The organism is Thermococcus sp. ES12 (genome assembly GCF_012027515.1).
In the GTDB taxonomy this organism is placed as follows: domain Archaea; phylum Methanobacteriota_B; class Thermococci; order Thermococcales; family Thermococcaceae; genus Thermococcus; species Thermococcus barossii.
In genome coordinates, this window is record NZ_SNUP01000002.1 from 362,262 (window position 1) to 382,059 (window position 19,798).

At 55.5% G+C, this 19,798-nt stretch carries 23 protein-coding genes; 10 read left to right on the plus strand and 13 right to left on the minus strand.

Annotation, left to right across the window (positions count from 1 at the left end):
- The first annotated feature begins 103 nt into the window (after nucleotides 1-103).
- The gene (locus tag E3E37_RS06795) at nucleotides 104-703 is read left to right on the plus strand and encodes an ECF transporter S component (RefSeq protein ID WP_088865463.1); all 600 of its coding nucleotides are present in this window, start codon (nucleotides 104-106) and stop codon (nucleotides 701-703) included.
- Here E3E37_RS06795 and E3E37_RS06800 read toward each other — a convergent pair.
- From E3E37_RS06800 to E3E37_RS06815, 4 genes are all read right to left on the minus strand, one after another.
- The gene (locus E3E37_RS06800) at nucleotides 700-993 is read right to left on the minus strand and encodes a family 4B encapsulin nanocompartment shell protein (protein ID WP_088865464.1); all 294 of its coding nucleotides are present in this window, start codon (nucleotides 991-993) and stop codon (nucleotides 700-702) included. The two genes, E3E37_RS06795 and E3E37_RS06800, sit on opposite strands and share 4 nt — an antisense overlap.
- The gene (gene deoC / locus E3E37_RS06805) at nucleotides 980-1,663 is read right to left on the minus strand and encodes a deoxyribose-phosphate aldolase (protein WP_167716359.1); all 684 of its coding nucleotides are present in this window, start codon (nucleotides 1,661-1,663) and stop codon (nucleotides 980-982) included. Before deoC ends, E3E37_RS06800 begins: the two co-directional genes overlap by 14 nt.
- A 142-nt stretch (nucleotides 1,664-1,805) precedes the next feature.
- Nucleotides 1,806-2,120, minus strand: coding sequence for a hypothetical protein (locus tag E3E37_RS06810; RefSeq protein WP_167715993.1), 315 nt, complete (start codon nucleotides 2,118-2,120; stop codon nucleotides 1,806-1,808).
- A gap of 30 nt (nucleotides 2,121-2,150) precedes the next feature.
- Nucleotides 2,151-3,356, minus strand: a complete 1,206-nt coding sequence (locus tag E3E37_RS06815; protein WP_167715995.1) for a CGP-CTERM-anchored Cys-rich protein — start codon at nucleotides 3,354-3,356, stop codon at nucleotides 2,151-2,153.
- 115 nt (nucleotides 3,357-3,471) lie between these two features.
- Between E3E37_RS06815 and eno the strand changes: the two genes are divergently transcribed.
- From eno to E3E37_RS06830, 3 genes are all read left to right on the plus strand, one after another.
- Nucleotides 3,472-4,764, plus strand: a complete 1,293-nt coding sequence (gene eno / locus E3E37_RS06820; RefSeq protein WP_167716361.1) for a phosphopyruvate hydratase — start codon at nucleotides 3,472-3,474, stop codon at nucleotides 4,762-4,764.
- Nucleotides 4,765-4,791: 27 nt separating this feature from the next.
- Nucleotides 4,792-5,448: a hypothetical protein gene (locus tag E3E37_RS06825; protein WP_167715997.1), complete on the plus strand. Its 657-nt coding sequence runs from the start codon at nucleotides 4,792-4,794 to the stop codon at nucleotides 5,446-5,448.
- Nucleotides 5,449-5,514: 66 nt separating this feature from the next.
- On the plus strand, nucleotides 5,515-6,345 hold the full coding sequence (locus tag E3E37_RS06830; RefSeq protein ID WP_167716000.1) for a radical SAM protein: 831 nt from the start codon (nucleotides 5,515-5,517) through the stop codon (nucleotides 6,343-6,345).
- A 64-nt stretch (nucleotides 6,346-6,409) separates the two neighbouring features.
- On the opposite strand, the gene E3E37_RS06835 is transcribed toward E3E37_RS06830, so the two are convergent.
- The 3 genes from E3E37_RS06835 to E3E37_RS06845 are packed head-to-tail and all read right to left on the minus strand — an operon-like array spanning nucleotide 6,410 to nucleotide 8,002.
- Nucleotides 6,410-6,862, minus strand: coding sequence for an Lrp/AsnC family transcriptional regulator (locus tag E3E37_RS06835; protein ID WP_088181277.1), 453 nt, complete (start codon nucleotides 6,860-6,862; stop codon nucleotides 6,410-6,412).
- Nucleotides 6,863-6,917: 55 nt separating this feature from the next.
- Nucleotides 6,918-7,472 (minus strand): XTP/dITP diphosphatase, encoded by a 555-nt coding sequence (locus E3E37_RS06840; RefSeq protein ID WP_167716002.1) that lies wholly within the window; start codon nucleotides 7,470-7,472, stop codon nucleotides 6,918-6,920.
- A 41-nt stretch (nucleotides 7,473-7,513) separates the two neighbouring features.
- On the minus strand, nucleotides 7,514-8,002 hold the full coding sequence (locus E3E37_RS06845) for an adenosine-specific kinase (RefSeq protein ID WP_167716363.1): 489 nt from the start codon (nucleotides 8,000-8,002) through the stop codon (nucleotides 7,514-7,516).
- Nucleotides 8,003-8,072: 70 nt separating this feature from the next.
- Between E3E37_RS06845 and E3E37_RS06850 the strand changes: the two genes are divergently transcribed.
- Nucleotides 8,073-8,990, plus strand: a complete 918-nt coding sequence (locus E3E37_RS06850; protein ID WP_167716003.1) for an Lrp/AsnC family transcriptional regulator — start codon at nucleotides 8,073-8,075, stop codon at nucleotides 8,988-8,990.
- Here the strand turns inward: E3E37_RS06850 and E3E37_RS06855 are convergent.
- Nucleotides 8,987-9,919, minus strand: coding sequence for an SPASM domain-containing protein (locus E3E37_RS06855; RefSeq protein ID WP_167716006.1), 933 nt, complete (start codon nucleotides 9,917-9,919; stop codon nucleotides 8,987-8,989). The genes E3E37_RS06850 and E3E37_RS06855 overlap by 4 nt on opposite strands.
- A 104-nt stretch (nucleotides 9,920-10,023) precedes the next feature.
- Entirely contained in the window at nucleotides 10,024-10,452 is a 429-nt protein-coding gene (locus E3E37_RS06860) for a molybdenum cofactor biosynthesis protein MoaE (protein WP_167716365.1), read from the minus strand.
- Between the two features lie 98 nt (nucleotides 10,453-10,550).
- Here E3E37_RS06860 and E3E37_RS06865 point away from each other — a divergent pair, with 98 nt between their 5' ends.
- Entirely contained in the window at nucleotides 10,551-11,417 is an 867-nt protein-coding gene (locus tag E3E37_RS06865; protein WP_167716367.1) for a hypothetical protein, read from the plus strand.
- Here E3E37_RS06865 and E3E37_RS06870 read toward each other — a convergent pair.
- Genes E3E37_RS06870 through E3E37_RS06885 form a run of 4 tightly spaced genes read right to left on the minus strand, consistent with a single transcriptional unit; the run spans nucleotide 11,410 to nucleotide 13,512 of the window.
- A complete protein-coding gene (locus tag E3E37_RS06870) occupies nucleotides 11,410-12,108 on the minus strand; it encodes a ThiF family adenylyltransferase (RefSeq protein WP_167716008.1) in 699 nt (232 codons plus the stop codon). The two genes, E3E37_RS06865 and E3E37_RS06870, sit on opposite strands and share 8 nt — an antisense overlap.
- 1 nt (nucleotide 12,109) lies before the next feature.
- Nucleotides 12,110-12,376: a ubiquitin-like small modifier protein 1 gene (locus E3E37_RS06875; RefSeq protein WP_088865478.1), complete on the minus strand. Its 267-nt coding sequence runs from the start codon at nucleotides 12,374-12,376 to the stop codon at nucleotides 12,110-12,112.
- Between the two features lie 56 nt (nucleotides 12,377-12,432).
- Nucleotides 12,433-12,948, minus strand: a complete 516-nt coding sequence (locus E3E37_RS06880) for a CDP-2,3-bis-(O-geranylgeranyl)-sn-glycerol synthase (protein ID WP_167716369.1) — start codon at nucleotides 12,946-12,948, stop codon at nucleotides 12,433-12,435.
- A gap of 42 nt (nucleotides 12,949-12,990) precedes the next feature.
- On the minus strand, nucleotides 12,991-13,512 hold the full coding sequence (locus E3E37_RS06885) for a GbsR/MarR family transcriptional regulator (protein WP_167716010.1): 522 nt from the start codon (nucleotides 13,510-13,512) through the stop codon (nucleotides 12,991-12,993).
- A 119-nt stretch (nucleotides 13,513-13,631) separates the two neighbouring features.
- On the opposite strand from E3E37_RS06885, the gene E3E37_RS06890 reads away from it, so the two are divergent.
- From E3E37_RS06890 to E3E37_RS06905, 4 genes are read left to right on the plus strand one after another with little or no spacing between them, the layout of a single operon-like run.
- On the plus strand, nucleotides 13,632-15,899 hold the full coding sequence (locus E3E37_RS06890) for a hydrophobe/amphiphile efflux-3 (HAE3) family transporter (protein ID WP_167716011.1): 2,268 nt from the start codon (nucleotides 13,632-13,634) through the stop codon (nucleotides 15,897-15,899).
- Nucleotides 15,896-18,265 carry a COG1361 S-layer family protein gene (locus E3E37_RS06895; protein WP_167716014.1) on the plus strand — a complete coding sequence of 790 codons (2,370 nt, stop codon included), beginning with the start codon at nucleotides 15,896-15,898 and terminating at the stop codon, nucleotides 18,263-18,265. The genes E3E37_RS06890 and E3E37_RS06895 overlap by 4 nt, the downstream gene beginning before the upstream one ends.
- A 50-nt stretch (nucleotides 18,266-18,315) precedes the next feature.
- Nucleotides 18,316-19,236 (plus strand): LEA type 2 family protein, encoded by a 921-nt coding sequence (locus E3E37_RS06900; protein WP_240921932.1) that lies wholly within the window; start codon nucleotides 18,316-18,318, stop codon nucleotides 19,234-19,236.
- A 42-nt stretch (nucleotides 19,237-19,278) separates the two neighbouring features.
- A complete protein-coding gene (locus tag E3E37_RS06905) occupies nucleotides 19,279-19,797 on the plus strand; it encodes a DUF3201 domain-containing protein (RefSeq protein ID WP_167716373.1) in 519 nt (172 codons plus the stop codon).
- The last annotated feature ends 1 nt before the right edge of the window (nucleotide 19,798 follow it).

The following is a 19,798-nucleotide window of genomic DNA, read 5'->3' on the forward strand; positions in this document are numbered from 1 at the left end:
TGTGACTTCAACAAACCGACTTCCCCGCCCCGAAGGGCAGGACTTGGAAAGAGGAAAAGTCAAGTTTTTAAAGTTATAACTTGAAATTCTTCCGGTGGTGAACATGGTGGACCTGACCGAGATGCTCGAACCGTACGGTCACTACGTGCTCGGGGGTGCTGTGGTCATTTTCCTCGCGTACGTCTGGGCAAAGAGAAGGGAGTACCAGGCACCGGCGACAATAGCCCTCTCCGCCATCCTGGCGGCGGTTGTGGCGATAGCAACGAACCTTGTGAAGGTTCCAACCCCCGCCACAGGGGGATACATAAACTTCGGGGACACCATGGTCATGTTCTCGGCCATGGTCTTCGGCCCGGTCGTGGGCGTCTTCGCCGGCGGTGTTGGCTCGGCCCTCGGCGACATCATGGGTGGCTACGCGGGATGGGCCCCCATAACGCTGGTCGTTAAGGGCCTCGAAGGCCTCGCCATCGGCTACATAGCCAGAAGGAGCGACAACGTCTCGACGATGGTCATAGCGGGCATCGTCGGCGGCATCATAATGGTCTCGGGCTACTTCCTCTTCGAAGCCTACATGTTCGGCGTTCCGGCGGCGCTCACCGAGGTGCCCGGAAACATACTCCAGGCAGTAACGGGCATCCTCGTGGGCACCGGACTGGCAACGATAATAAAGAAGAGGTACCCGGAGGTTGCGGACTTAATCTAAACCTCCAGTCTCTTCAATTCTTCCCACATTTCACTCTCCTTCAGGAGGGGTTCGACGGAGATTCTCCGCGATGCCCTCTTCATCTGCCCCAGATACTTTGAATCGGCAACGACGGCGTCGTAGCCAAGCTCTTCGATTTTGTATATCTTCAGCCTGCAGTCCCGGAGCATCCCCGCGGCGTACTCAAGGAAACCCGGTCCAACGAGGAGTATATCGGGTTCAAGCCCTTCCTCCCGGAGTTCCTCGATGGCCCTGCCGAGGATGTCCCGAATTTCGTTAATCCCCTGCATTCCTGGCCCCCTCCACGATCTTCACACCGCTGGAGGTTCCTATTCTCGTCGCCCCGGCCTCTATCATCGCCAACGCCTGCTCGTACGTCCTGATTCCGCCGGCGGCTTTAACGCCCATCTCTGGACCGACAACATTTCTCATGAGCCTGACGTCCTCAACAGTTGCCCCGCCGGTTCCAAAGCCGGTTGAAGTTTTCACGAAGTCCGCCCCGGCCTCCTTCGCCAGCTCGCAGGCCTTCACCTTCTCCTCTTCGGTGAGGTAGCAGGTCTCGATTATGACCTTGACCTTGGCGCCCTTCTCGTGCGCCACCTTAACGACCTCGGCTATGTCTTTCCTGACGTAGTCGTAGTCCTTATCCTTCAGTGCGCCGATGTTGATGACCATGTCCAGCTCGTCGGCACCGTCCTCAAGTGCCCTCTTCGCCTCGAAGACCTTCACCTCTGTCGGCGTCGCCCCAAGGGGGAAGCCGATGACGCTGGCAACCTTGACGTCCGCCCCTTTCTCCCTCAGGTAGTCCCTGGCGAGCTTGACGCGGTATGGGTTCACACAGACGGCGTAGAAGTTGTACTCTATGGCCTCATCGCAGAGCTTCCTGATGTCATCAGCGGTAGCATAGGGTTTGAGGTTCGTATGGTCGATATACCTGGCAACATCGATGTGATCATCCATAATCATCACCAATAACTACTTTTCCTGAAGGTATTTAGACTTTTTCTCCTCAAAAATGGGCAACTTATCGGAAAATCTGCAGAGTTTCATTGAATCTTCGTTGATTTATTGGCAAATCTCGCCACAAAATGGGGAAACAACATTATCGTGTAGAATCTTCAAGTCGTTTGAGAAACTCGACGAACCTCTCCGCAACAGCGTCATCGTCCAGGATGGGCCGCTCGTCACCGGCCAGTATTCTTTCAAGAACCTCCACGGCCCGGTCCCAGCTCTCCTCAAGCGTTTTTCCCTTCGGAATCGGGTTCCTGAGAACGTGCCACCTACCAGTTGGCGGGTCATAGAACAGAACCCTCGGAATGTAGTCAATGTCCATGAATGTGTTGTCCAGGCTGAGCTCTATTCGAAAGCCATCAACCTCGACGAAGCCCTCCTCCCGAAGGCTCTTCTTCCAGTCCATGGAATGGAGTTGGAGGGGAGGTTTAAAAGTTCACCTCCTCCTTGTGAGGGCAACCAGCAACGTCAGCAGAACCACAGCACCTGGTCCGCAGACACCGCCCGACTCTCCCTGGGCAGTTTCGGAGGCAGATGGGGGAGCCGTCGCCGTCGGGCCAAAGTACGCGGTTCCGTTGGGGATATCGTAGGTCGCTGATACCCTGGAGAAGCACCTCACCAGCTCCGGGTTTCTGCTCCTGTGATACGGTATCCAGGCCTGGGTTCCGTCCTTCGTCTCGTACCAGCCTATCTTTGAGTTGTGGCCTGCGAATCCCCACCGAGCAAGCACGGCTATCCTGGCGATATCGTTTTCATCTATCCTAACGATGTCGCCCTCCTTCAGCCACTCCAGCTCCGTCCTTACAGCGGCGGAGGCGTTCACTGTACCGGGATCAACCCTGGGGACGGGTTCCCTGCCGGTATCCTCAACAAAGGACAGGACGGTATCGCAGGATATTCCAAAAGCCCCAAGGAAGTCCTTAACCGCCCCCTCAACTTCTTCCCTGTCCTTATTCACCGCCACGACTTCCACCCTTATAGTGCCCGCCCTGATGACCCTCGAAGGCTCAACCCCGTGTTCCCTCAGGCAGGACTCAAAATCATCGTTCGGTTTCCACGTGCAGATGCCGTTGACGCAGCCACAGTTCGTCAGCGAGAGACAGTCGTACCACTCACGATAGACGCAGGGCGTCACGATCTCCATGGCCTCCTTTTTGGGAGCACAAACTTCGCCGGAACATCCCCCAGTTGCGCAGTCGGCGTCGGAGGTGCACTCGCCGCCTACGGGAACAAGTGCTATCGTGATCCCGTTCCGGGTAAACGTGGAATTGTCTAAGGTCTTCCATCCCTCCGCCTTCAGGCGCTCAATGGCGTCCTTGGTAACGAGGAGCGAGGCGTTGAAGGCCGCCCGCGAGATACTGTATGTCCTCCACTCAAGGGGAATTCCAACCCTCACGTGAAGGCCGTCGCTTTCGTTCCAGACAACGACGTAGAGCCTCCCGTCGTAGTGAGAGCGAAAGATAAAGGCCCCGTTTTTTGGAAGGACATTGTGTGCCGCATTAAAGCGCGAGAGATCATAAGATATCCCCGGTTTGTTCAGAACGACCTCAACGGCGTAGGAATCGGCGGGAGTTATGCAGGCTCTCACGAGGGGAGTCACCGTGAGCATCAGAAGGATCACGAACCCAAGAACCCTCTTCATTTTCTCACCGTATGGACTACGACGGCCAGATATATACGCCTATTCATCGCTTCGGCCCGGATTGAAGCTAAAACCTTTATATGCCCTGCAGGGAATATCACCCGAGGTGATTGAGATGGAGAACCCCTTTGAGATAACCGCGGTCGTTGCCAGGGAGATACTGGACAGCAGGGGGAACCCGACGGTCGAGGTCGAGGTCTACACACCGATAAGCATGGGGCGCGCTGCCGTTCCGAGCGGCGCTTCAACGGGCACCCACGAGGCCCTTGAGCTCCGTGACGGCGGAAAGCGCTACCTCGGAAAGGGCGTTAGAAGGGCCGTTGAAAACGTGAACAAGATAATCGCGCCCGAAATAGTCGGCATGGACGTCACCTGGCAGAGGGACATAGACAGCCTCATGCTTGAGCTGGATGGAACCGAGAACAAGAGCAACCTCGGGGCCAACGCGATGCTGGGTGTTTCCCTCGCCGTCGCAAAGGCTGCCGCCAACGCGCTCGGACTGCCCCTCTACCAGTACATAGGCGGGACCAACGCCTACGTCATGCCGGTCCCGATGAGCAACGTCATCAACGGAGGTGTTCACGCCGGCAACGAGCTCGACTTCCAGGAGTTCATGATAATGCCCGTCGGCGCAGACTCCTTCAGAGAAGCCATAAGGTGGGTCAGCGAGACCTACCACGTCCTCAAGGGTGTCATTGCCGAGCGCTATGGTAAAAACGCCATCAACGTTGGCGACGAGGGCGGCTTCGCCCCCCCGATGAAGGAAGTCACCGAGCCGCTCGAGGTTCTCATCAAGGCCATTGAGGAGGCCGGTTACAAGCCCGGCGACGAGATAGCCTTCGCCCTCGATGCCGCCTCCAGCGAGTTCTTCCACCCGGACAAGGGCAAGTACGTCGTTGGCGGGAAGGAGTACGACAGGGGTGAGCTCCTCGAACTCTACCGCGAGCTGGTATCGAGCTACCCGATAGTCTCCATCGAGGACCCGTTCCACGAGGAGGACTGGGAAGGATTCGTTCTCATAACAAAGGAGCTGGGAAGCAAGATACAGATAGTCGGTGATGACCTCTTCGTCACCAACCCGAAGAGGATAAGGAAGGGCATCGAGATGGGCGCGGCCAACGCTCTGCTCCTCAAGGTGAACCAGATTGGAACGCTGAGCGAGGCGATAGATGCCGCTTACACCGCTTTCAGGGCCGGCTACGGCGTCGTCGTCTCCCACCGCTCCGGCGAGACCGAGGATTCAACAATAGCGGACCTCGCAGTGGCAATCAACGCCGGCCAGATAAAGACCGGCGCCCCGGCGAGGAGCGACAGAAATGCAAAGTACAACCAGCTCATCAGGATCGAAGAGGAGCTGGAGGGGATAGCGGTCTATCCGGGCAGGAAGTTCCGCAACCCCTTCCTCTGACCCCTTTCCTTAATTTTGGTGGAGCAGATGAGACTGGAGAAGCTCCTAAGGCCCCGACCGCTACTGATTCTGGCGGAGCTGTTCCTCCTGCCCGCGGTACTCCTGGCTTCAAAGTCCTACAACGCCTCCATAGCCTGCCTCGGGGCCTCGACTATCCTCTATTACATCGGCATGACAGAGCTTGTGAGCAGGAGGCTGGGACGGTGGGCTGTGAAGAGGTTCACCATTGCCTACCTCCTCAGGGCCCTTTCGTGGGTTCTAATGCTCGCCTCCGCCTTCTACACCTATTCCGCCGTCATAAAGAACATCTTCCCCTTCGGCCCGCAGGAGTTCGTGGTAACCTCCGTGGTGGCGCTCGTTGGGGCCGGGATAAACTACCTTGCTGTCGGAATAAGGAACAGCGTCCTCTGGAAGATCAGGGGGTTGAAGATGAGCCTCTGGATGTCAAGGCTTAACTCCATCGTGCTGTTCCTCATGGCGGCCGTGCCGTTTCTACCGGCCCTCGCAAACGCCGGGGAGCTAACGTGGCTTCTGGCAATTCTGGCCATGCCCATACTGGGTTCCTTCACGGTTCTCGCGATACTTGGGAAGCTGTTCTACCTCAGGTTCCTCCTGACCTTCGATGAAACAGAAACGTCCAGTCAGGGTTTTAAGAGGGAGGGCGGACTTCCAAGGCGGGAGTGAGACTGAATGACAGAACGAAAAAAGCTCAAAATCTCGGCCCCCTACAACCCCCAGGGAGGGAACTGAATGCCCAAAAAACTCAAAATCTACATCCCGGGCATCAAATTCCCCTCTATCTCACTCACGGGCAACTACTGCGCGCTGAACTGCGCCCACTGCGGAAGACACTACCTTGAGGGAATGAAAAAGCCGACCAAGAGGGAACTCCTGGATTTCTGCGTTAACCTGGAGCGCTCGGGTGGACTGGGATGTCTCCTCAGCGGAGGGATGGACTCCAGGCTCAAGGTTCCCATTGATAAGTACCTCGACGAACTGAGGGAGATAAAGAAACGGACGAACCTAAAGCTCAACGCCCACGTCGGCTTCATAGACGAGAGCGATTTAGAGTGGCTGAGATACGTTGACGTTGTTTCCCTCGACTTCGTGGGCGACGATGACGTGATAAGGCGCGTTTACAGGATAGACAAGACCGTCAGGGACTACCTTCGAATCCTCGACCTGCTCACAGAAACCGGGGTGAGGGTGGCGCCTCACATAACGATAGGCCTTGACTTCGGCAGAATCGGCTGGGAGTACAGGGCGATAGACCTGCTCACGGAATACCCAATAGACGTCCTCGTTCTGGACGTTCTCATTCCAACGAAGGGAACCGAGATGGAGAACGTTTCGAAGCCTTCAGTTGAGGAGAGCCTGAGGGTAGTTGAATACGCACGCGAGCGCTTCGACGGCGAGCTGAGCATAGGTTGCATGAGGCCCATGGGGAAGTGGAGGCTTGACTTCGACAGGGGGGCAGTTCTGGCAGGTGTTGACAGGCTGACGAACCCTCCAAGAAAGGTTATCGAATGGGCGAAGACGGTGAAGGAAGTCGAGATAATCTACGAGTGCTGCGTGATGTAGGGCTCACCTTTCCTCGCGTCATCATGAAAATCAGAAAGGAGAACGCCGATCATCGCCCCGGCCTTCACAGCTCCTCCTTGACTGTAACGAAGGACACCATCGTAACAGTCTGTCCGACACCCTTTATCTCCCTGAGCCTGTCCACGACTATCTTTCCGACCTCCTCGGAGCTTGGGGCGCGGACCTTTATGAGCAGATCCCATTCACCGGCTATTATGTGGACCTCATAGACGCCCTCGAGGGCCGCTATCCTCTCGGCCACTTCCCTCTGGCTTAAACCTGAATCCGGCTCGTATCGGGCGAGTATGAATGCGGTGGTTCCAAGGTTGAGCTTCTTGTAGTTTGGCTTAACCGTGAACTTCTCTATCACGCCCTCCTCAACCAGCTTCTTGATGCGGTAGTGAACGGTAGTCCTGGGTATCCCCAGCTTTTTGCTTAGACTCGCTATGTTTTCCCTGGCGTTCTCCTTGAGTTCCCTCAACAACCTTAAATCTGTGCCATCCAGCGAGGCTACCATCGCGACCCCCTTCGTCATTCGTTCAACTATAACTGTTAACTTTGGAACGATAGCCTTATTTAAGGTTTTCCTTTAGCCACTCAGCGAAAGCCCGGAGGGCACGTCCCCTGTGGGATACGAGGTTCTTCTCATCCGTTGTCATTTCGGCGAAAGTCTTCCCGAATCCCAGAGGTTTGAATATCGGATCAAAGCCGAAGCCGCCACTCCCCCTGGGAGAGGTCGTTATCTCACCATCGACCCTGCCCGTGAAGAGATGGGCATCTCCGTCCCAGTATGCGATGACGCTCCTAAAGTGGGCCCTCCTGTTCGCTACGTCCCTCATCAGTTTGAGGATTCCCTCTATCCCGAGCGTTCTGTAAACGTAGGCGGAATAGACACCGGGGAAGCCACCCAAGGCATCTATGAAAAGCCCAGAGTCATCGAGAAAGAAGGGTTCCTTGATTTTACTGCTCAGCCATTCGACGCCGAAGAGGGCGACATCCTCCAGCGCATCGGCCTGTATCTCCGGATACTCCATCCTGAGCTGATAAACCTCAACGCCGAGGGGTTCAAAGTATTTCCTCGCCTCCTCGACCTTCCCTGGGTTAGAAGTGATAAAGGCCAGCCTCATCGAACCACCGGGAAGAAGTGGAAACTGGAAATAAAAAGGTTTCAGTCTATCCGATAGCCAATCTTCTCGACCAGCTCCCTGCGCTCCTTCTTGAGCTCCTCGTCCTCGATCCTGTTGGCGGCCTTTCCATCCACTATGCCGATAACGCTTCGCCCGAGGTCGGTCTCTGCCACTATCACCTGGAACGGATTTTCGCTGGCACCGTAGACCATCGCAACGGCTGGGTGGTTCTTGACGGCGTTGAGGACGTTTATCGGGAAGGCGTTCTTCATGAGTATCACGAAGACGTGGCCGGCACCAATCTTGAGGGCGTTTTTGGCGGCCAGCTTCTCAAGCTCCTCGTCGTTGCCGGTGAAGCGCGTCAGCTGCGGCTTGGCTTCGTTCATAGCCACACCAAACTTTATGCCTGGAACTGTCGTGAGAAGGGTCTTGGCGAGGTCGTCCACGGTGAAGATGGAGAAGTTCCCCTGGCCGATTATCACTTCCACCCCTTCGGGCTTCTCTATGTCCACGACATCTATCTTTACCATGTTCACCACCGGAAGGGTTTAATATCCAATGATGATATAACCTTTTCGTGCAGAGGCATGGTGAGGTGAAATGGGCGAACCCATCATGGAAGAGCTCGAATTCCTCGTTGAAATCCTGGAGAAACACCCTCTCGACAGTCTCAAAAAAATAGCCGAGGAGGAAGGGATAGACTACTACAGGCTTAAAAGGCTGTACGACAAGTACTACGGAAAGTACCTCACCGTGTCGGCAATCATAAGTCTCAAGCGCCTTGGTCTGCGAACGTACGTTGCATTCCTTACCGTTCCTCCCGACAGGCTTCTGGAAGTCGGGGTTCGAATGAGTCAGAACCCCTTCATAGGCTACATGAACCCGGGCTACGGATTCAAGAACGGTCTGTCTATAATCTTCTACACTCCCGACGACCAGAGGGATAAGATAGACGAGTTCCTCTCACAGTATGCGGACGATTATGAATACTACGAGGCCAGGGCTTATCCATACGACGGCGATGACAACTTTGGGAACTGGGATCTAAGCTACGATTACGCTCCTCTTCTCGACATACTCAAGTGGAACGCAAGAACACCCATAACGGAAATAGCCAGGGAGCTTGGAAAAAGCAGGCCCACGGTTAGGTACATGATAAACCGGCTCAGGGAGGAAGACATACTCCTCGAATTCGTACCGATGATAGACATGAACGTCCACGACAGGGCAGTTATCGGGCTCACGAAGGAGCTCGACGAGAGTGTTCTTGAACGGTTTAAGGAGTATGAAATCATGGTCGGTGTTCTACCGGGTTACGGCTACATCTTCGAATGGTACTTCTCCTCCAAGGAAGACCTGGGGAGCAAAGTCCTTGAGTTCAGCGGGTATGTTGAGAAACTCCTGATAGAGTACTTTGAACCGACCTTTAAGGAGCTCAACGATAAAAACGCCCGAACCCGGTACGCCAGAATGGTTAAAAAGGATGGAAGCGGCTATCGCTCCATTCTTGAATTCTAAAAGGCTATCTGACAGTATTCGAGACCATCGATCTCACCAGTGGCCTGGTACTCCAGCGCCCTGCAGTCATGGCATATGTACCTGAAAGGACAGGAGCTACAGGCCTCAATGCTGTCCTTCGTCATCTTCCAGAAGGCTTTGAGCCTCTTCTTCCTGAGCACTTTTTTTATGCCCAGTTCCTTCACGTCCCCGACCACGTAGTTCCTCAGGAGCGGGCAGGGAAGGGCGTAACCGTCGGCGGTTATTGCCAGCGTGCCGGCGAGACAGTCGTGGTACTTCTCAACGCTTGGATTGAGTATCCTCTTGACCTCGATGACGTTGAAGTCAAGCCTTCTCGCCGAGCCGGGGAAGAGCACGTCAACGTATATTTCCCCGGGAAAGGTGGTCTTGAGGCCCCTAAGCTCATCCAGGTGTGAGCCCTGCACCACCACTAGTGCACCATGGAGCCAGCTGTGGGCCTCAAGCCGGTGGAAGTTCTCGGGCGAGTACTCGAACTCGGCTATGAAGCGAACACCGTCAATGGGTTCGATTGAATCCACATCCTCAAGCCTAACGACGGCATAAACCTCAGGAACGCCTATTTCAACCGCGTACGAGGCAACGCTGGTCATGTATTTAACCCGGTCGTAGTTGGTCAGCCACAGCTCTTCACCGCCGAGCTCTTTAAACTCCCGTATCAGCTCCTTAACCCGCTCCAGACTCAGCGGCTCGCGGCGGAGTATGAACGAGTTGTTTCCTATGCAGCCCACAGAACGGGGTATCCCAGTAATCTCCGAGAATCTTCCCATCCCTGCACCGAGCTGAACGATGAGACGCTCAAGCTTCCCGTTGTGGGCCCTGTGGCTCCAGGGGGGCTTTCCAATGGAAGCTATGTTGAGAGCGGTTCCCACCTCAACGGCATGAGATGCATCGTAAGCTACCTTCTCCATCGGCCCTCACCGTGGAAAGAAACGCCGAAATCATATATATACTTTTTCTATTCCGATTTTGCACACTACTGGAAGTAGTCTGCAAAAAATGGAAAATTTCCGGGTTATCTATCGGGCACCGGCCTGTCCCCCTCTATCCAGAAGGTCCCCTCATCCGTGACCTCCCTCTTCCAGACGGGCACACGTTTCTTAACCTCATCTATGGCCCAGATGCATGCCTCAAACGCCTCCTTCCTGTGCCTTCCGCTGGCGATGATGAGTATCGTGTCCTCACCGACTTCAAGCTCCCCGTGGCGATGCCATATCAGCATGTCCAGGATTGGGAACCTCTCAAGGGCCTCCCTCCTGATTCTTTCCATCTCGGCTTCCGCCATATCCTCGTAGGCTTCATAGATGAGCTTCTTAACCCGCCGGCCATGGCTCTCGTTACGCACCTTACCCAGGAAGAAGACGTAGGCACCGGCCTCCGGGAGGGTTATGTATCCCAGCGCCTCGTTCAGGTCGAACGCCTCTTTGGTAATCCGGACCTTCATTCCCATCCCCATGAAAACTACGGCCTACCAAATTAAAAGATGCCGGGTTAACAAAAAGGTTTAAGTGATTTGGCCTCCAGAAACTGTGGGTGGTTGAAATGAAAAAATATTCCGTAATTCTCATTCTAATCCTCGTCACTGGACTTACGGCCGGCTGTATCGGGAGCAATGACTCGACGACGTCGAGCCAGACGACATCTCAGCAAACGGAGCACACCCCATCCACGACCACGACGGAAAGCATTTCCTCAACCACAACGGAGCAGTCTCCAACCGAAACACCCACCAAAATCACAACGGACGAGCTCCTCGCTGGAGTTTCGGGAATAGAGCAGTTCACCTACACGGCCAACGCTGAGATTTCCATGCTCGTTGTTGTGAAGCAGGCAAACCTAACGCAAAGGGACAACGTAACGCTCGCAATAAGGGAAACTGGTTACATGGACTTCGAATCGTGGAGTGCCTGGATAAACACCACCACCATCAGCGTTCCGGACAACGCCTCCACCAACACCTCCCGCATCGTGGTCGGCAACGTGACGTACATCCAAACTCCTATGGGATGGATAAAGACCAGCGATCCCGCAACGGCGGATTTCATGTGGAGGTACAACCTGGTGAGCCTGGCGAAGAAGTACCTCCGAAGAACCCCGGACGAGAGGGAGGAGGGCAAGACGCTCGTGCTCAGGTATTATCTGAGCGACCAGGAGGTTGTCCCCCTGGCCATGATGTACTTCGCCGCAACCCAGGATACCCAGGTGAGCGTAGAGAACGGTCTCCTTGAGCTGTACTTCGACGGTGGCAATCTAATCGGGGGGCGGATAAGCTTCTCTGTCAGCACCGTGACCTCGATAGACGACCCAACTATAGGGAAGATGACGATAACCCAGGACGGCTCGTGGAGCGAGACCATAGCCATAACCTCGGTGAACGAAAAGAGAAAGGTCACGGAGCCCTCTACCTGAGCTCAACGACGTCGAAGGTGTTGAAGGCGAGGTCGACTATGAGCAGCCTGTTGAGGAGCGGCTCGCCGATTCCGGTGAGGAGCTTCACGACCTCCATCGCCTGAATCGCTCCGATGACCCCGGCGGTCGCCCCGAGTATCGGGAACTTTCCGCTTTTTCCCCTCACGTTTGGAAATATCCCCCTCAGGCTCTTTGTGAACCCCGGCACCACCGTGGTGACCTGTCCGAATGTTCCCTCGACCGCTCCGTGAACCAGGGGTATCCTGGCCTTTTGCGCGTAGTCATCGAGCAGAAACCTCGTTTCAAAGTTGTCGAGGCAGTCCACGATTACATCAACACCCTCCAGAACCTCTTCGATGTTCTCCTCCGTCAGCCGCCCTACAAAGGTCTCTATCTTTATGTCAGGGTTGAAGCGCTCCAGCTTCCACTTCGCGGAGAGGGGCTTGGGGTTCTTTCCGATGTCCTCCTCCCAGTGAAGTATCTGCCTGTTGAGGTTGCTCAGCTCTGGCGTTTGTTCGTCCACAAGGAGGATGGTGCCTATCCCTGCCGCGGCCAGGTAATAGGCCACAGGGCTTCCGAGGCCGCCGACTCCAACGACGGCCACTTTTGAGCTTTTAAGCTTCTCCTGCCCTTCCGTACCGAAGATCATTATCTGCCTATCGTAGCGCTCAAGCTCCCTATCGCTCAGCATATCAACCACCACTCACCGGCGGGAACAGGGCCACCACGTCTCCATCCTGCAGCACGTCATCAAACCCCACGTAGCGGCCGTTTCTGGAGACGTTGACATCGGCCAGATCATCGTCCTCGGCGAAGACCTCAGTTTTCAGAACCGGATGCCTCTCCTTCAGCAGTTCTATGAGCTCCCTGACAGTTATGCCCTCGGGAACCTCCAGCTCCTCCTCGCCGGTACCAACGATGGAGCGGAACCTGGCGAAATAGCGAACCTTAATCCTCATGCCCACCACCGAAAAGAGTTGGAGGGGGAGTTAAAAAGGGTTGCTGGACGGTTCTGCTACCACGGCACGCTCTTCCAGCCCATCTTATAGGCGAAGTAGTTTGCCCCCCAGTGAATAAACGGCGAGACGATTAGAAGAAGGATTATCTGACCGGAGCTCAGGGTTTTGACGGGGTACGCCAGTGCAAGGGCGGCTATGAGGAAACCCAGCTGATCCAGGCCTATTGCCGGGGCCCCGCGCGGCAGGTTCGCGCGCCTCTTGAGGAAGCTCCCGATGAGGTCCCCGAGGAGGGCACCGAGAGACAAGAGAAACGCAAGAAGGGCCGCCGTCCTCAGGTCTCCGTAAAACCCCGGGGTGAGAAAGTACTGCACGACCCCCGTCAGCGTGCCAAAGGCAAGGCCTCCAAAGAAGCCCCTCCAGGTCTTTCCGTCTCCGAGAAGTCTACGCCCGTCTCTCCAGTTCCTGCCACCGTCTATGGGCCTCCCGCCCCCGACCAAGACCGGCGAACCGTTGGCGACGTAGGCTGGCAGTATGTACCAGAAAGCCCACAGGAGAGATGAGAGTGACGCCATCATAATTTCACCCGATTTGATTACCGAAGGACGGTTTTAAAGCTACCGCTTTCCGCCGGATTCAAGGCAATCGAGCAACCTCTCCATGACCTCCTCGTCCTCGTGCTCGATAAGGAACCTCAGAATCCTCTCGGCGAGGGCATTTCTCTTCATTGCGAAGGTTATACTCTCGCGTATTGACTCAGCCTCCTCACCTTCCTCGCCTTCCAGCTCCCTCAAGGCCCTTTCAAGGTTGGCCCGCGTCTGCTGTATGTCCTCCATTATCTTGCCGTAGTATGCCGCCTGGCGCCAGTCCTTGAGGAGCTTGGTGGCGCGGAAATACGCCTTCTTGTCGCCGGGCTTTTTAATCCTCACTACCAGCCCTATGCGCTCCATGAATTTGAGTGCTGTGCTGACGTGGGAGAGAGAATAGCCTGTGGCCTCAGCAATTTCGGCCAGGCTCATCGGCTCCCTGGCAAGAAAGAGAACCCCGTAGATGTAGCCGTAGAGCTCGCTGAAGCCAAACCTTCTCGCGGCCTGGGCAAAGTGATTCATGATTATCCTCTTGGCTTCCTCCACACCCATAACCAACACCTCGATTTATACCATCGCCGAAGTGGGGTGTATCAATCAACTGACAAAAGGTTTTTAAGGTTTCGCATATTTAAAACTTTCGGAAGTTTCCGAAAGTTGGGGGAGAAAGCATGAAGCTACTGAGGGGCGCCGCGAGGGTCATCGTGAGGTACAGGGTGGCCTTTGCCCTAATCGCCATATTCCTGTTAGTCGTTTCGATATACGGCATCCAGAACCTCCGCTTTGAGAGCGACCTCAGAACCATGCTGCCGGAGAACCATCCGGCCATAGCAGACTATACCACCCTTCAGAACGAGTTTCAGAGCGGCGACAGCACGCTGATAGTTGTCAAGGTGGACTCGATAGAGCCAGGAGGAGTTTATGACATCCGCGATCCGAAGGTCATAGAGGCGGTTTACGAACTTGAACAGAGGCTCAGGCAGAGGGAGTACGTAACCGACACCATGAGCATCGCCGATATCTACATGCAGGTTCTCGGAAGGCTCCCCAAGAACGAGGAAGAGGCGAAGTTCGTCCTCGATATGCTCCCTCCAGAGGAGAGGTACCAGCTCGTCAGCAGGGACTACACGACCACGATAATAGCCGTGACGATAAGCCGGGAGAAGAAGACGGAGACCCTCGTGAGGGTCTACAAGGGCATAGAGGAGGACATAAACGACGTCAAGTTTCCGAAGAACGTCGAGGTCATCCAGACCGGGAACATTGGCATAACCTACCGCATACTCGAACTCCTCCAGAGCGACCTCAACAAGACGATGGCCATCTCCTTCATACTCGTCATAGCCCTGCTCCTGTACTTTTACCGCTCACCCGTTAAGGCCGCCATCCCGCTCATTCCCCTCATCTTCGGCGTCACGATGACGCTCGGCTTCATGGGGTTGATGAACATCCCCCTCGACCTGGCCACGACCACCATAGGCGCGATGCTCATCGGGATGGGGATAGACTACGGAATCCACGTGACAAACCGCTACTACGAGGAGCGCGGCAAGGGAAGAAGCATAGAGGAAGCCGCGGAAGAAGCTGTCGCTGAAACCGGAAAAGCCCTCCTCGGTGCGGCGCTCACCACCATAGCGGGATTCGCGGCGATGTACCTGTCAAGCCTGCCAATGCTCCACCACCTGGCGACAGCCCTCGTCCTCGGCCTAAGTCTCGCGGCCCTCAACGCCGTGGTGATAACTCCCGCCGTCATAATCCTTGAGGAGGACATAATGAAACGGCTGAAGGGCCACTACGTGGTTCCGGAGGTTCGTTCACACTCCGGATTCGTGGGAAGGGCATTCCACAGCCTCGGAGAGGCCATCAGGAGAAAGCCCGTGGCGTTCCTGGCCGCTGTGTTCCTGATAACCCTTTTCTTCGGCTACGGTATAACGCAGGTAACCACTGAGGTCAGACTCGAAAAGTTTGTTCCCAAGGGGATGCCTGAAATAGAGGCCCTGATGGATATCAGGAGCGACTTCGGAGGCCAGGACGAGCTGTACGTCCTGATCAAAGCCGACGACGTCAGAAATCCTGCCATCGTCAGGGGCATCTACCGCTTCGAGAATCAGATAAAGGCGGACTCATACTACAACGGCGTCTTCGACTCGGATAGCATCGCAGACGTCGTCCATCGCGAGTACGGGTACATACCAAACGACGAGGGAAAGATAAAGGAGGCCCTCAACGACTATCGTGGGGCAAACATGGTCTCAAGTGACTACTCCATGACCATCCTCAAGTTCAAAGGCGACTTTGGAGGGGCCAGCATGGATGATTTCAGGCGGATAATGCATTATTTTGAGGAGGAAACCGAGAGGGCACAGGATACTGAATTCCCACCGGGTACGAGGCTGTCCCTCACGGGGGATATATACCTGAACTACGTTCTCGACCAGCTCACGAAGGTTGAGATAAACCGCATCTCGACCTACGGAACCGTCTTCGTGGTGTTGATAGTGCTCCTCCTCTTCAGGCGGCCAAAGGTTTCGATGGCGATGATAACACCGATGTTCCTGGGTGCCCTCTGGACGGTCGGCTTCATGGGATGGGCCGGGATACCTTTCACCCAGAGCTTAGCCGGAGTCATCTCGATGATAGTGGGCCTTGGCGTTGACTACGGCATGCACCTCACCCACCGCTTCCTGGAAGAGATGAACGAGGGCAATCCAAGGCCGATAGTCACGTCAGTTGAAAGTGTTGGCCCGGGCATACTCGCCGGTGCCCTCACAACGGCCGGCGGCTTTCTGGCGCTCCTTGCCGGCGAGCTACCGACCATACACGACTTTGGAACGACCCTGGCCTTTGGAATATTCGCCTCAATGTTTGCCGCTTACCTCGTAACCCCTGCACTGCTGCAGGTCTTTTACGGAAAGAATATTGGAGGTGATGGAGTATGAAAAAGATTGGATTGATCCTCGGCCTGATGCTCATCACAGCAATGCTCCCCTGGGGCGTGGGTGCATCAACCGGAAGCCCTCTCTTTGAGGGCTACTTGAGCAAGGGCGAGGCGATTCTCGTCGGCCCCCTCATAGTGACCCTCACGGACACCCAGAAGGACTACGGAAGCGGAGACTACTACGCCTTTCTTCTGATAATGCAGGACGGAAAAATACTCAACGCCGAGTACAAGACAATACTCGTGCCCGATCCTCAGAAGATAAGAACGCTCCTCCTTGACCCGGAGTTCCTGATGGCGATGGCTGAGACCCAAGGCTACGACGTGACACAGTGCGAGCAGTACGTAAACAACAGCGCCGAGTTCAACGCCTGCCTTATTGCCAACGCCTACGGATTCTACCAGTGGCTTAACTCGGCATCACCGGAAGAGATAGGAGAGGCTGTCGTAAAGACAATAGAAGAGCACCCTGAACTCGGGATAAGTAAAGAGGACATCCTGATGGAGATAACATACCCCGACATAACACCAGTACGGGAAGGAGAAACCGTGGAGGTCAGCGTTGACAACCGGACTGTCTACGTGACAGTCAACGAAGTCTACCCGAACGGTGTCAGGATAAGCATAAGCGGGCCCCCCGAGTGGAGGGCCGCAACAGCCCCGGGGATGATAATATCAAACGTCGAGATGCCTGACACGGTTCAGGCGGGAGACACCGTTACGGTCAGGGTTCACCTGAGAAACGAGGGAGCACTGAAGGTGCGCTACATCAACGTCTTCGTCACGCCCACGCCTATGAGCTTCAACGACAGCTCCTCGATAGCGAGTGCGGTTTCAATGGCCCTCAGCCAGAGCGGGGTGTCGCAGAGCGTCTTCTATCCCGAGGGAAGCGCCGTGCAGTACATCGAGTATCTGGAGGGTAAAGAGAACGCAACACTGACATTCAGGGTGAGGATAAACCCAAACGCCGACGTTGGAACGTATCCCCTCTACGTTGGGGTCGTTTACTTCACCGGACTTGGAGCGAACATGCGCATGGTTCAGAGCTACAACTTCGTGGCGCTCACGGTCAAGAAGCCCAGGGAAGCCTTTGTCGAGATAACCAAGGTGGAGACCGAACCGATGGAGATAAGTCCCGGGGACACCTTTAGAGTCCGCTTCACGCTGGAAAATACGGGGGCTGAGCCGGTCAAGGCTCTCAGCCTCAAGATAAGCTCCTACAGGGTGCCGGTCCAGGGAGAAATAAAGAACGTTGACCTCTCCGCACTCTCGCAGCTCCCTATCCAGGGGAGCGAACAGCTCAGCGGGAGCCTCCAGGATGCCCTCAACCAGATAATGGCACAGCTCGCCAAGCAGAACATAGAGGCCTTCCTGCCGGTCGGGGAGGACAACGTGAAGTACGTTGCCGAGCTCAAGCCGGGAGAAAAGACCACCCTTGAGTTCAGGATCAAAGCAAACGAGAGGCTGGAGAACGGCATATATCCCCTCAGGATAGAGCTCAAGTACCTCACGGAGCCGAACGAAAAGGAGATAACCGACGAGAGGCTCGTGGGGATAGACGTGACCGGAAAGGCCCAGCTGATACTTTCGAAGGTCTCAACGTCGCCCGGCAAGATAATCCCGGGAACGGACAACGTGGAAGTTGACTTCCAGGTGGACAACGTCGGAACCGGCACGGCGAGGACGGTCATCGTCAAACCCATGCCGGAGTGGCCCTTCTCCCTCAGCGAGAGCAGCGAGCAAATCATAGGTCTGGGAAGCCTTGGGAAGGGGGACTCCGCGCAGTCATCGTTCAAGATAAACGTTGCCGAGAACGCCAGTTCCGGGACCTACGAGATACCCCTGCTCGTAACCTACACCAACGACCTCGGCATGCAGAAAAACGTCACCCTTAAGGTTCCTGTCATAATAGGATCGAAGCCGAACATCGAGGTAGTCAGCGTGCGCTTTGACCCCGAACCCCTTCAGGGGGAGACCGTCAACGTCTACGTCAAGCTGAAGAACACCGGGGGCGAGAAGGCCACCAGCGTGCTCATCGAGGGCGTTGTAAAGGCAGACCAACCCTTCACACTGGACAAGAGAACCGACTACGTCGGAGACCTCGCCCCGGGGGCAACCGGTGAGGGTGTAATCGTCCTGAGGATAGACGGAAACGCCATCCCAAAGGACTACAACATCCAGCTGCGCATAAGGGCCGTGGGAGACCCCAGCCAGGGCGATGACAACGTCTACGTCTTCGAGAGAACCGTCACAGTCACGGTGGAGAAGAACACAAAGACGAGAACGAACCTCCGGAACCTCGCGATAGTCATTGGCGTGCTGGTCGTCATAGCTGTGGTTTACACCTACAGGAAGAGGTCGGGATGACTTCATCGGACTTTGGAAACCTTTAAACGCACTTCGAAGAATGAAACGTTATGGTGGAAAGAATGAACTGGAAGCTGGTAATACTCGGGATCGTGCTGATACTTATCGTCTGGGTTGGGTACGTGGTCTATGCCGCCGTGACGGCGAGTCCCACGGTACACGCCAGCTGGGGCTACGTGGACGAAAAGAGCACGGAGATATGGGTGGACGCAAAGCTCAGCAAACCCCTGCTCGTTCCGGCAGAGATAGAGAACCTGAGCCTGAGCTTCATGGGAATCCCCATAGCGAGGGTCGCGAGGTTCGACTATGGAGCAACGAAAACGGACGTGAGTATGGCGATAGTCATCGACAACCACAACCTCATACGCTCCCTCGTGGCATACCTTGACAACGGACAGACCGGAGAAGCCGAGTTCCACCTCAAGGGAAGCCTCCTCAAAGTCATTCCCATCAACGCCGACATAAAGCAGGTCATCAGCGAGGACATCCTCGCGTACCTCAACTTCACCGCCGAGAGCAAGGAACTGGCGGGCGGACTCGTTAAGAGCCCGGCGCTGGTCGAGACCACCTTTGACTGGGCCGGGGAGCAGGACGGAAAGGCCGTTCTCATAGCCCACATGAAGTTCTACAACCCCAACTCCTACAGGATTCCGATAGGAAACGTGAGCTTCGACATGTACGCCAACGACGTGAAAATCGGCTACGGAAAAACCGTCGAGACTGTAATCCTTCCGCCCAAGGGTTATGCAACGCTGGACGTCGAGACCTTCATAGAGGAGGACGCCCTTCCAGAGGTCTGGGCGACCCATGTGAAGAACGGCGAGGTGAGCAAGGTCAGGGCGGACATATACCTGGATATAACGGTCCTTGGAAGGGAGTACAGCATCAAGCTGGCGAGCTACGAGGAAACAGTAAAAACAGACATAATGGGCGGCCTCAACGAGATGCTGGATGGCCTCATCTCCGGATGAAGGTTTTTAAGGCCCCCATCTTTTCCATTTCTGGTGAGAGGGATGAACGTGAGGGAGATTCACGAGTTCCTCAACGAAATGTGGGAGGGCATCTTCAGGCTCAACGAGGAGCTAAAGCGCGAGCTGCCGGAGAAGGGGTTCAAGGTAGAGGACGTGGAGGAGGTCTTCGGGGCCTACGTATTCCTCGACGGCGAGTGGAGGCTCATGAACTACCCCCACCCCGCTTTTGAGATAAAACCCCAGATAGAGGTGGGAGCAACACCTGAGAGCCACTACTTCGTCGTGGCAGTTCCCAGGGAGAGGATAAGCGAGAACTTCGTCGGCCTCTTCGTTGAACTCTTCCCGAGGAGCTTCATCTACGGGAGCGAGGACTTCCTGAGCGACGTCTACAACTGGAGGCGCGACGGGAGGGCTTCTCCGACCGAGATACTTGAGAGAATCGAGAAGAGCGACGAGAAGGTGTTCCAGTTCGAGGCGAACTTTGGAAGCGTCGGGGCGCTGAAGAAGGGCCTTATAAGGCTCATAGACATCGGAAGACGCTTCGAAATCTTCGACCTCTGAG